At 56.2% G+C, this 12,778-nt stretch carries 8 protein-coding genes and 1 pseudogene; all 9 read left to right on the top strand.

Features of this window, described 5'->3' with window-relative positions; all coding sequences use genetic code 11:
- Positions 1-6: 6 nt before the first annotated feature.
- Entirely contained in the window at positions 7-1,047 is a 1,041-nt protein-coding gene (locus ABHU32_RS02645; protein ID WP_346978822.1) for a glycosyltransferase family 2 protein, read from the top strand.
- Between the two features lie 74 nt (positions 1,048-1,121).
- Positions 1,122-2,240: a glycosyltransferase family 2 protein gene (locus ABHU32_RS02650; RefSeq protein ID WP_346978823.1), complete on the top strand. Its 1,119-nt coding sequence runs from the start codon at positions 1,122-1,124 to the stop codon at positions 2,238-2,240.
- Positions 2,241-2,252: 12 nt separating this feature from the next.
- The gene (locus tag ABHU32_RS02655) at positions 2,253-3,320 is read left to right on the top strand and encodes a glycosyltransferase family 2 protein (RefSeq protein WP_346978825.1); all 1,068 of its coding nucleotides are present in this window, start codon (positions 2,253-2,255) and stop codon (positions 3,318-3,320) included.
- Positions 3,321-5,807: a glycosyltransferase family 2 protein gene (locus ABHU32_RS02660; RefSeq protein WP_346978826.1), complete on the top strand. Its 2,487-nt coding sequence runs from the start codon at positions 3,321-3,323 to the stop codon at positions 5,805-5,807. It abuts the gene before it with no gap.
- A gap of 312 nt (positions 5,808-6,119) precedes the next feature.
- Entirely contained in the window at positions 6,120-6,386 is a 267-nt protein-coding gene (locus tag ABHU32_RS02665) for a hypothetical protein (RefSeq protein ID WP_346978828.1), read from the top strand.
- Between the two features lie 87 nt (positions 6,387-6,473).
- Positions 6,474-7,376: a PspC-like choline-binding domain-containing protein gene (locus ABHU32_RS02670; protein ID WP_346978830.1), complete on the top strand. Its 903-nt coding sequence runs from the start codon at positions 6,474-6,476 to the stop codon at positions 7,374-7,376.
- 80 nt (positions 7,377-7,456) lie between these two features.
- The gene (locus ABHU32_RS02675) at positions 7,457-9,667 is read left to right on the top strand and encodes a hypothetical protein (RefSeq protein ID WP_260698881.1); all 2,211 of its coding nucleotides are present in this window, start codon (positions 7,457-7,459) and stop codon (positions 9,665-9,667) included.
- Between the two features lie 262 nt (positions 9,668-9,929).
- On the top strand, positions 9,930-11,663 hold the full coding sequence (locus tag ABHU32_RS02680; RefSeq protein ID WP_346978831.1) for a GH25 family lysozyme: 1,734 nt from the start codon (positions 9,930-9,932) through the stop codon (positions 11,661-11,663).
- 100 nt (positions 11,664-11,763) lie between these two features.
- A pseudogene (locus tag ABHU32_RS02685) lies at positions 11,764-12,778 on the top strand (hypothetical protein); the annotation flags it as partial.

Raw genomic sequence — 12,778 nt, forward strand, 5'->3', positions numbered from 1 at the left:
GTCGGCATGGGAGAGGCCTCGTGTCCTAAAGCTACCATTGTCGTCCCCGTTTACAACTCTGCGCGCTCCATTCAGCGATGCGTTGATTCGCTGTTGGCCCAGTCCGAGCGCTCGATTCAGGTTGTCTGCGTCAACGACGGGTCGACTGATGATTCGTTGAACGTGTTGCGCCAGATCGCGCAGGCTGACGATCGCGTACTGGTGATTGACCAGGAAAATGCGGGTGTCTCGTGTGCTCGAAATGCCGGTATCGATGCCGCCGAGGGCGAGACCGTCTTTTTTGTGGACGCCGACGATTACATCGATGCCCAGACGGTCGAGCGCGTGCTGCATGCCATGGAGTCTGCGGATGCCGAGGCCGCCGTTTTTGGCGGCGTCTGTGAACCTGCCGATGCTGCCCCCAAACGTGTCCAGCAACTCATGAGCCCCAAAGCTGGCACCTTCGGCGCCCGTGATCCCCAACTGCTGTTCCATTCGAATGCGCAGCCCTATGCCTGCCGTGCGGCTTTTTCGCGCGAGCTGCTCAATCGCGAAGGCATTCGCTTCGCCCCCGGTCTGGCTTTGGGCGAGGACGTCGTCTTCCAATTTGCGGCTTATGCGCTTGCCCACAAGACCGTCGTCATGCCGGACAAGTTCTACCACTACGTGATGGAGAGCGAATCGGCGACGCACGAGTTCAACAGTGTCGAGGCTCGCGCCAAAAAGCTCGATGCCCATATGAGAATGCTCGAGGAGGTCTTGGAGGACTGGGCGGGCTACGGTCTTATGGACCTGTGCCCCGGCGAGCTGATAACTTGGTTTTTGGACTTAATTGTGTTCGACCTGGCGCGCTTGGATGCCGATGACTTCCATCGCGTGGCGGCTCGCGTCAACATGGACCTCACGACGTTTTTGGGAACGGAGTGGGCGGATGTGCCTGCTAAGGGCGCCGTTCGCCGTGTTGCCCACAAGCTCGTTGCGGCGACCTCGGGCGTTACGATGGCAGACGCCACGCTGTTCTATCTTTCGACTCGCGGTCTCAAAGCCTGCCTGGAGCGCTTTATCTAATTCCAAGCGCTGCCGCCCGCCGCAACTCGGCTGCTAAAATAACCCTGTTACACGCTATTCAACAGGAGGTTCTCTTGCAGAACTCTGATAACCCTAAAGTTTCGCTGCTTGTTCCTATTTGCAATGTCGAACGCTACCTGCGCGAGTGCCTCGGTTCTGCCGTTGCGCAGACGCTCAAAGACATTGAGATCATTTGCATTAACGACGGTTCTACCGATAGTTCGCCTGATATCATCCGCGAGTACATGGAGCGCGACCCCCGTGTAAAGATGATCGACAAAGCCAACAGCGGCTACGGCGACTCGATGAACCGCGGTCTGGAGATGGCGCGCGGTGAGTACGTGGGCATCCTTGAGTCCGACGACTTTATGTTTGAGGACTCGCTCCAAAAGCTGGTCGCCAAGGCCGATGCTGAGCATGCCGATGTGGTGAAGGGCGACTTTTACCTGTATTGGTCCACGCCCAGCGAGCGCCGTGAGCTGTTTGGGATTATCGACGAGCATATGACGGGCGCCGCGTATCGCCCCGTCGATCGCCCGGGCATCTTCTACCGCAAACCTTCCATTTGGTCGGCTATCTATCGGCGCGAGTTCCTCAACGACAATCAGATTCGGTTCCTTCCCACGCCGGGTGCCTCGTATCAGGACGCAGGCTTTAACTTTAAGGTTTGGGCTTGCGCCGAGCGCGCCGCGTTTATCGCGGACCCTATTTTGTGCTATCGCCAGGATAACGAGAAGAGCTCCGTTAATTCGCCCAACAAGGTGTTTTGCGTGTGCGACGAATATGCCGAGATGCAACGTTTTTTGGACGAGCGTCCTGAGCTCAAGGCTCAGCTCCAGGGCATTTTAATGCGCATGAAGGTCGATACGTATCGTTGGAATGATGAGCGTCTGGTCGATGAATTGCGTGAGCAGTTTTGGAAGAAAGCCTCGTCCGATCTCAAGGCCGATTGGGATGCCGGTCGCTTTGACCTGTCGCTGTTCGATCCGCGTGGCGAGACCGACTTGCGCCTGATGGTCAAGTCGCCCCGCGCCTATATCGATTCGCGCTTTGACTTTAAGAAGCCCGGCAAGCTCAATACGTTTAAGCACTACTTTAAGATTGGCGGCCTGCCGCTGGTCTGGCGCGTGCTGACGTATCAGCGCACCTACGGCGACAACCCGCACCCTGATGACGTTCCGGCCGCACTGTAGGAGCGAGTGATTATGGTTACCCCCAAGATTTCCGTTGTCGTTCCCATCTATAAAGTGGAGGAGTGCCTGGCCTGGTGCCTGGACTCCCTGCTTGCGCAGGATATGCTCGATTGGGAGGGCGTGCTGGTCAACGATGGCTCACCGGATGGCTCGCGCGATATTGCGGCCGCTTATTGCGAAAAGGATGCGCGCTTTACGCTGGTCGATAAGGAGAACGGTGGCCTGTCGAGTGCACGTAATGCAGGCATCGCTGCGTCCACGGCGCCTATCGTCACGTTTTTGGATTCCGACGACCGGTTTACGCCCGATGCATGCCGCGTGATCGTCGATGCCTTTGAGTGCGAGGACTGCGACGTTTTGACCTTTGGCGCGAACCCGTATCCGCTGGAGGCGGGGTATCCGTGGCTTAACTATGTGCTGAGCCCGCGCGATGTGTCGTTTGAAGGCTATAGCTCCAATCTGCTGTTTAAGGAAGCATCTCGCCCCTTTGCATGGCGCACCGCCTGCAAGCGTGAGTTTTTGCTGGATAACGGGATCGTGTTCGACGATACCGTTACGTATGGCGAGGACCAGGTCTTCGATTTTGCCGTGTACGGTCGTTCGCACAAGACCGCGCTTATCTCGAACAAGCTGTATGACTACCGCGTGGCGCGCAAGGGTTCGCTTATGGACGCCATGCGCTACGACGACGAGACACGTCTGCTGGAGCACGTGAAGATTTACTCTGCGGTGCTGGCTGACTGGCAGCGCGACGGTCTCGATGTCCTGCATGCCGATGACCTGGCGTACTTCCTCTGCGATCTGGTGCTGTACGATGCGCTCAGGTTGCTGGGTTCGGACTGCGGCAAGGTGTTTGCTGCCGTTGCCACGGCGCTTGCCGGTTCTGCCGTGGGCAGCGATGCTGCGCTCGCACAATGCGCTTCTTCTGTTGCTGCTATGGTGCGTGCGGCGCTTACCAGCAAGGCCCCCAATGCCCGTGGGTGCAAAAAGCTCATGTTCGATTACGACGTCTTGAGGTTTGGGCGCCTGGGTGCCTGCAAACGCATGGCAGCGAACGCCCTGGGAAAGCGAGAAGTGTAGATGAGTATCAAGCGTTTGGCACTTTGTCGCAGTCAGGGCCGTCTGTTTGTGCTGCTTCGTTTTGCCGGTCAGGATGTCGCCGCGCTTATCGAGCGGGAGGGTTCTCAAGCGTTTGTCCATGCGACGACGAGCGGTTCTTGTGTGCCGTCGCTGGTGCTCCCGGTCGATCGTGGCCGTGTGCTGGCGCTTTGCCCTTCCGTTTCCGATTACGAGCGCGAGCTCGCCGTCTTGGTGCTTCCGTTTTTGGATGGCTCGTCGATGGATGTCGTTTTTGCATCCGGTGGCCAAAGGTTGGGCTCCATTCGCCTCGATAGCCGCGTGGCCAAGTTGGAATCCAAGATTAACTACAAAGCAAAGCCTGCGCTGTGTGCGCTTATCCGCGATGCGCAGCGTGGCGAACACTGCGGCCTCTACGAGATCGATGCCATTCGCTATTTGCCGGCAGACGCCGGCGCGGTGTGGCGCTATGAGGTTACGTGGGCGGGAGATCCTCAGTGCGCCCCTGAGATCCAGATCTTCGATACGCATATGAATGCGATCGATGCCACCGTGCATGTGTTTGAGTCGCAGGTCGATGTGCCGCAGCAGGACGGATGCCGCGTCAATAAAACGTATCTGAGTGTTGAGATGCCCCAGGTTATACGAGATTTTGTCGCGATTGCGAGCGATCCCACGGAGCAGATTCAGAGTGGTTTTTGCGCTATGGATGGTCGCCTGTACAACGGCATGGTCGACGACAGCTGGAACCGCATGAAGGATGCGCGTGCAGACGACGCGGCTTATCGACGTTGGTTTGAGCAGCATCGCGCAAAGCCGGGCGATTTAGCGTGCCAGCGTGTCGCTTCGGTGGCTTTTGCCTATAGGCCGCTCGTGAGCATTGTGGTGCCGTGCTACAAGACCGATCGAGTCTACCTGCGCGAGCTACTGGACTCGGTGCTAGCCCAGAGCTATGACAACTGGGAATTGTTGCTTATGGACGCCTCGCCCGAATGGGATGCAGTGGCCAATCTTGCGGCTGCCGCCAATGACGAGCGGGTCCGTCGTATTGAGCTGCCTGGCAACGGCGGCATTGTGCTCAACACCAACGCTGGTATTCAGCAGGCGGCTGGAGACTACATCGCGTTCTTGGACCATGACGACATTCTGGAACCGGACGCGTTATTCCAGTATGTTTCCGCGCTGAATAAGGCGGCCGAGGGCGAGCGCCCCCAGGTCCTGTTCTGCGACGAGGACGTGTTTCAGAAAACGGGGGAGTGGGGTCAGCCGGTCTTTAAGACCAAGCTCAACGCCGATCTGCTCTATAGTCATAACTGTGTGACGCATTTCCTGATGGTGGAGAAGGCGCTCATCGATTACATTGGCACGTCCCCAGAAGATGTTGCTGGTGCCCAGGACTACGACCTTACGCTTCGCTGCCTTGCGGCGGGCGCGCGGTTTGAGCATGTTGCGCACGTGCTGTATCACTGGCGCGTTCATCCGGGATCGACCGCCGATGGTTCTGCCGATAGCAAGCCGTATGCTATTGAAGCCGGGCGCCTTGCGCTTCAGCGCCACTTTAACGCACTGGGCATTTGCGGAACGGTCGAGGAGACCGAGACGCCGTTTGTCTACCGCATGCGCTATGCGCTGCCGGAGCCTGCGCCGCTGGTGAGCATCGTGATTCCCACCAAGGATCACGTTGAGACGCTCGATGCCTGTGTGACGTCGATCGCTCAGAAGGCCACGTATACCAACTACGAGATCGTCTTGGTGGAGAACAACAGCGAAGCCCCGGAGACGTTTGCGTATTACGAAACCCTGCCGGAGCGCGTGGCTGCAGCATCCGAAGGTAAGGGCACCGCGCGCGTTGTGTACTGGCCGGGCGAGTTCAATTACTCTCAGATCGTCAATTTTGGTGTGGAGCACGCCAGGGGCGACTACCTGTTGCTGCTCAACAACGATACCGAGGTCATAAGCTCCGATTTTATCGAAGAGATGATGGGGCATCTGCAGCGTCCCGATGCGGGCGTGGTGGGCGCCAAGCTCTATTTTGCCGACCATCTGGTGCAGCACGCTGGCATTTTGGTCGGTGTGCGCGGCGCACTTGCCCATGCCAACCAAGACTTCTCGGCAAAGCGCGAGGGCTATCTTGCTCGTGCTGTGCGCCCGGGCAACTTTAGCGCCGTGACGGGTGCCTGTCAGATGGTGCGACGCGACGTATTTGAGCAGGTCGGAGGCTACAACGAGGAATTCGCCGTTGGCTTTAACGACGCAGACTTTTGCCTGCGCGTATGGGAGGCGGGCTACCGCACCATCTATACGCCCTATGCCGAGCTGTATCACTACGAGTTCACCTCGCGCGGCAGGGAAGAGGCCAACGAGGAAAAGTTGCGCCGCTGGAAGCGCGAACAGGCACTGTTCATGCAACGCTGGCCTGAGTTCTTCTTGACGGGCGATTCATGGTTGGGGCCGAACTTGTCCTCCGACAGTGAGTACTTCTCGTTTTAGTGCGAAGTAATGCCAAGTTCCGGCAAAGTATCCTCAAGAGCTGCAAGGGCGGTGGGGTTCAAGTACTCCCCGTTCAAGCAGCTCTTGTCATATCGAAAACGTGTGTCAGGATTTTTCAGGTGGCCGTATTAAATTGGTTCGCTTATGTGCTCGGTTTGACTCAGAAGCTATTTAGCGTAACGGTTGAGGTGTGGCGACTCATATTTAAATTGCAGTCACAAAGACACCTTTTACCGATTTCCCGTTGAAATACTGAATTGATAGTTTAAAAATAACTTAAGAGAGCCTTAAATCTCGGAGAAAGGATGTCGTATGAAAAACCTTCGAGAAAGATGGCACGGACTAACAGTGCTGGGAGTTGTTGCATTTGCCGCTGCCTGCATGACGGTTGCCCCGGCGCCCTCATTTGCTGATATTGCTGGCGGTGGCGGAGGCGGTGGACCGATTACGGAATGGTGTTCCGACGGTCGTCCGAAGACTGGACTCGTTCGGTGCGAGGACGGCAGCCTTCGCTATTTCGATCCCGAAACTGGCGCCATGGTCACGAACCAGTGGCATAACGAATACGAAGCTGTCTAGTACTATTTTGGCGCTGACGGGACCGCGGTGTCGGGCTGGCAGTCTATCGGTGGGGACAAGTATTACTTCTATCCCGAAAGCCATGATATGGCATACGGCCGAGTTCAGATTGACGGCAAGAACTACTTCCTGAACACCCCTGGTGCCAACGCCGATGGCCGCATGCAGCATAGTGGCTGGTTCTACGACTCCATCTACGGAAAGTGGTCCTATGCGACCTCTGACGGTGAGCTATTGACCGGTTGGCATAATCTCGGCGGGGCTTGGTACTATTTCAACGAATCTGGGGTCATGCTGACTGGCTGGATTAACGATTCGGGTACCTGGTACTACACTAATGCCTCCGGTGCGATGGTCACTGGCTGGCTCAACATCGGCGGTACGTGGTTCTACCTCGACGGCTCGGGCGCCATGGTCGCTAACAGCTGGCGCAGCCTCGGCGGCTCCTGGTACTGGTTCGACGACTCCGGTGCAATGGCCACTGGCTGGTTCTTGGCAGGCGGCTCTTGGTACTATGCGAGCGGTTCGGGCGCCATGGCAACCGGCTGGCTCAGCAATGGCGGCACGTGGTATTGGCTCGGAGGTTCGGGCGCTATGGCCTCTAACTCTTGGGCTAACGTTGGTGGAGTTTGGTACTGGTTCGACGATTCCGGCGCGATGGCCACCGGCTGGCGTCAGGTCGGCGGCGCCTGGTACTACTTTAGCGGTTCCGGCGCTATGGCCCACGACGCCTGGGTCGGCGACTACTACCTCCAGTCTTCCGGTGCCATGGCTACGAATGCCTGGGTTGGCTCCTACTATGTCGGCGAGGACGGCAAGTGGATTCCGGGCTACGGTTTAGTTTGGTACAAGAGCGGTAGCCATGTTTACCATACGCATAAGTGCCGTACCGTTGGCAAGGACGCAAAGGGCTATTCGCAGATCTCTATCCAGGAGGCCCAGAGGCGTGGCGCTTCACGAGAGTGCAAAAACTGCCAGCAAATTGGCTAGTACATTACTGAGCTAGTTTTGATTGAGGCCCCGTTGCCCTGAGGTGACGGGGCCACTGCGTGATTGGATACTGTGCTGCTATGAAGAAATGGTCATTCGGGGTGCTGGTCTTTTCGGGCCTTGTTTCTTTGGGGCTCCTTTTGGGTTCGCCCTCGATGTTATACGCCCTTGATTTGAATAACACTGACGAAGGTCCCGCATCTAACGTTGCTATTGCTTCTGTCGAGTCAGGCGTTGATGTTCAGCGCGAATCGACCTTCGCTGTCGAGCAGAACTCTCAGATGGATAATGAGATCCCTTCTGAGGTTTCGAATCAAATTGTTTGGCATCAGGGGTGGATATCACCCGAAGAAGGGGCTGGTTTTTGGCGTTGGGGCTTGTCCGACGGAACGATCGCTGTTTCTTCTTGGAGACATATAAACGGTAGCTGGTACTGGTTCGACGACGAAGGTCGAATGGCTCAGGATGGATTGGTCCAAGTCGGGGGTGCGACTTATGGATTCTCCTCTTCGGGTGCAATGCGTGTCGGCTGGTACCTAGATTCTACGGGCTCCACTTTTGCTTGGCGTTATTTCTCCAGTTCTGGCGCCATGGTAAAAGGCTGGCTTTCAGACGGCAACAACTGGTATTGGCTGGATGATGAAGGCAAGATGGTCCACGACTCGATGCTGCAGATCGGGGGAGCTACGTATGGATTCTCCTCTTCTGGCGCAATGCTTATCGGATGGCATCTTGATGCTTCCGTCTGGCATTATTTTTCCGGCTCTGGCGCCCTGGTAAAGGGCTGGCTCTCGGATGGGGGCCGTTGGTATTGGCTTGATCCTGCGGACGGTTCTATGGCCACCGGGTTGAATGCATGCAATGGAACCCCTTATATCTTTAACGGATCGGGGGCCATGCTCTCCTCCCAGTGGGCGCTTATTGACAACAACTGGTATTACGCTGACTCCAACGGCTTGCTGCATGGAGGCTGGTTACTTCTAGGGAATTCTTGGTATTACCTGGATCCAGGAAGCCATATTATGCTCACGGGCTTTGTGCAAGTGGGTACATCCTCCTATTTCCTTACGAGTTCAGGTGCCATGGCAACAGGCTGGGCACTTGCTGATAATACTTGGTACTACGCCGCATCAAGCGGAGCAATTCAACGAGGGCGATGGATAAAGTCCGGAAGCGCCTGGTATTACCTTGATGAGGTGTCCGGCGCAATGCGTACTGGTGAATATACGGTAGGCGACACGCGCTATTATTCTTATGATTCTGGTGCGATGGCATCTTCGTGCTGGATCAACTTGAGCGACGGTATGTCATGGGCGAATTCGTCTGGAGCACTGAGCGAGCCGTTGCCTACTTCATCTGATGGATCTCCCGTAATCGCCGATCGTGCCGACTTGTCTTCATTGCCAGGTGCAATTCATATTGGAGACGCAGTTTTCTATGCGGACGCAAACGGTGTCGTTAATGTGGCATCTGGTTGGATTATGTCGAATGACGCTTCTGATGAAAACGGTAATACTTGGTACTACGCATCTTCCAATGGTGTCCTTAAGTCTGGTTGGCAATATGTCAACGGTGCGTGGTATTGGATGGACCCTTCCACATTCAAGATGAAAACTGGATGGCTTAATGACGGCGGTACGTGGTACTGGCTCCAGCCTTCGGGTGCCATGTTTGCTAATGGGTGGCTGAAAATCGATGGCGTTGACTACTACTTCAATGCAAGCGGTGCATGGTTGAATACGTCTGGTTCTGTTTTGGGGGTCAATAGGTCCAGCCTGGTCAATTGGCTTATGAGCCACGAAAACGACGGCTATTACCGTGGAACACGCTATGATACGCATCTTAGCCAAGAATCATGCATGTATCCAAAGGGTGATCCTCGTTGGGACGGGTATACCGGTATGAACTGCGGCGGATTTGTATCGCATGCATATATGAAGGCGGGCGGTAATTTAGCTCCCATTGCCGCTGAGCAGAGCCATTCGCCTTGGAGTGGGGGTCCCGGAAGGGGCGGCTGCGTTAACGCGTATCGTTGGTATGGCTACGCTATCGATACATGCGCGAACGTGACTTATTTCAACTCTATTGATGAGTTGTTGCGTAGTGGTTTGGCTCGTAAGGGGGATATTGTATTTTTCAATCCTTACAATCCATATGCGGACGATAGTCATATCGGTTTTTTCTGGGGCAATTCGCCGAGCGAAAACTTGTTTTGGCATAGTGACGGTTATGGAAACCGTATTTCTGGTTTGACTGCTTTGGGTCCATCGAAAGTAATATTGATTCGTTAGAATTCCGAGTTGTAGGGGACTCTCTGGGCCCCCTGCCTTTTTGACATCTAGTTTGAAAGCTAACTGATGTCGGCATTCTTTGGGCAAAGAGTAGGGACCAGGAGTCCTTGGTTTCACCTTGCTGGGAAGTTCTTGTTTACATTGTGGTATTGCGTGCAGTTATTTGTCGTCCTAGATGGCGCCTTGTCCAGTTGGATGTTCGGAAATCTTTCACAGCCATGCTGTAAGCTAGACGCAAACAAGAACGAATGACGAGGTTTACATGAGCAAACATCTTAAGTTATTTTCGGCATTGTTGGTGCTGATGGTCCTTGCGCCCATTTCTGTGTTTGTTTTTCCCTCGAACGCGGAAGCTGCGCGGTCCCTAGTTGAGAATTCCTGGCGTTATGAGGATGGACAATTGGTCGCAGAGGATGCTTCTTCCGAAGAAGATGGAATAGCCTTATTGTCCATGGACATTCTTCCCGATGGGGCTACGGCGCAGGGCATCGATGTCAGTGAGCATCAAGGACGTATTGACTGGAATGCTGTTAAGGCTTCTGGTATCGATTTCGCTATACTGCGTGTTGGATTTGGCGCTCCATCTTGGGGCGGTCGAGTTGACTATCAATTTAATCGAAATATTTCTGAGTGCGAGCGACTCGGAATTCCTTACGGCGTCTATATCTATTCATATGCTTTTGATAATCAACAGGCAGCCGATGAGGCGTCCATGGTGATTGACTGCCTATCGGGGCGCAATCCTAGGCTACCGGTGTATTACGATCTTGAGGACAAGACAATTATTGCAGATGGTCGTCAATCCGGAATTGCATCTAGAGCTCAGATATTCTGTAATAAGGTTTCTAGTGCTGGATATAAGCCAGGCATTTATGCAAACCTAAATTGGTTTAACAATATATTGACCGACCCTGTATTTAAGAGCGGTTCTTGGGATCATTGGATTGCTCAATACAACTCCCAATGTCACTATACCGGCAGTTACAGCTTTTGGCAGTATACAAGCCGCGGAAAAGTTTCTGGTATTAGCGGAAACGTTGATATGAATTACGCGTATGTTGATGTCTCTCTTTATTACTGGCAGTTAAAAGAGGGCACTTGGTATTACGCAACCTCTGACGGCAAAGCGTATACCGGATGGTTGTGCCAGGGTGGCACCTGGTACTGGCTCGAGCCCGACGTGGGCGGTGCCATGGCTGCCGGCCTTCACGAGTGCAACGGCTCCCTGTACTGGTTTAATTCGTCCGGCGCGATGTCGACCGGGTGGGTCCTCGACGGCGGGACCTGGTACTACGCGACTGGCTCCGGCGCGCTGGCGCGCGGCCCCGTATCCGTCGGCGGCGTGCCCTACTGCTTCGACGCCCGGACGGGTGCCATGCTGACGGGCTACCAGACGGACGCGCAGGGCGTCCGCCGCTGCTTCGGCAGCTGCGGCCCCCTTAACGGCTGGGGCCTCGTCGACGGCTCCTGGTACTGGTTCGCTGACGGTATCGCCTCGACCGGCTGGCTTTACACCGGCGGTTCCTGGTACTGGCTCGACCCCGACGCGGGCGGCGCCATGGTGACGGGCCTCCACGCGTGCAACGGCTCAGCGTACTGGTTCAGCGCCTCCGGCGCGATGGCGACCGGATGGGTCCTCGACGGCGGGACCTGGTACTACGCGACTGGCTCCGGCGCCCTCGCCTCCGGCTGGCTCAGCCTAAACGGTGCGTGGTACTGGCTCGATCCCTCGACGCACGCCATGGCCACCGGGCTCCATGGGTGCAACGGCTCCATGTACTGGTTCAACGGCTCCGGCTCGATGGCGACCGGATGGGTCCTCGACGGCGGCACATGGTACTACGCGACGAGCTCCGGCGCCCTCACCTCCGGCTGGGCCTACGTCGGCGGCGCCTGGTACTGGCTTGACCCCTCGACGCACGCTATGACTACGGGTGTTCAAGAAATCGATGGGGTGAAATACTCTTTTGCTAGTAATGGCGCTTGGCTCGGCTAGCAACTCTTCCTTAATTGCTTTTTTCTAATTACATATTGCTCTTAGCTATCCATTTGTAGACTATGTTTATATAAAAATCGGTAACTACTGGGGGCTGCACATGGCAAGGAAAAAGCAAATAACATTAATCCTAATCATTCTTTCAACTCTACTGCTCGCTGGACCCGGTGTGGTTGATATCGCGAACGCAGAACCCATAAGCTCCTCCATCCCTACTGATTTTGAGCGGCAATCCGTCCCCTCGACTCTTTCTCCTTCCGATTCAATTGATGATGGTCCTGCTCAAGAATCCGTTAAATGGAATCTGGGTTGGAATTCGTTTGACGGCAACTGGTTCTATGTGGATTCAGTCAATCCGGTCTCGTTGCATTCTGGCTGGCTCTATACCAATGGGGCCTGGTATTGGCTCGACCCCTCGACGCATGCCATGGCCATCGGGCTCCATGAGTGCAATGGCTCCGCGTACTGGTTTGACGCCTCCGGCGCGATGGCGACCGGGTGGGTCCTCGACGGCGGTACCTGGTACTACACGACGGGCTCCGGCGCCCTCGCCTCCGGTTGGGCCTACGTCGGCAGCGCCTGGTACTGGCTTGATCCCTCCACCCATGCCATGGCTACCGGCCTTCACGAGTGCAACGGCTCCCTGTACTGGTTTAATTCGTCCGGCGCGATGTCGACCGGGTGGGTCCTCGACGGCGGGACCTGGTACTACGCGACTGGCTCCGGCGCGCTGGCGCGCGGCCCCGTATCCGTCGGCGGCGTGCCCTACTGCTTCGACGCCCGGACGGGTGCCATGCTGACGGGCTACCAGACGGACGCGCAGGGCGTCCGCCGCTACTTCGGCAGCTGCGGCCCCCTTAACGGCTGGGGCCTCGTCGACGGCTCCTGGTACTGGTTCGCTGACGGTATCGCCTCGACCGGCTGGCTTTACACCGGCGGTTCCTGGTACTGGCTCGACCCCGACGCGGGCGGCGCCATGGTGACGGGCCTCCACGCGTGCAACGGCTCAGCGTACTGGTTCAGCGCCTCCGGCGCGATGGCGACCGGATGGGTCCTCGACGGCGGGACCTGGTACTACGCGACTGGCTCCGGCGCCCTCGCCTCCGGCTGGCTCA

Origin of the sequence: Collinsella aerofaciens (assembly GCF_039758965.1) — a bacterium.
Classification (GTDB): Bacteria; Actinomycetota; Coriobacteriia; order Coriobacteriales; family Coriobacteriaceae; genus Collinsella; species Collinsella aerofaciens_BR.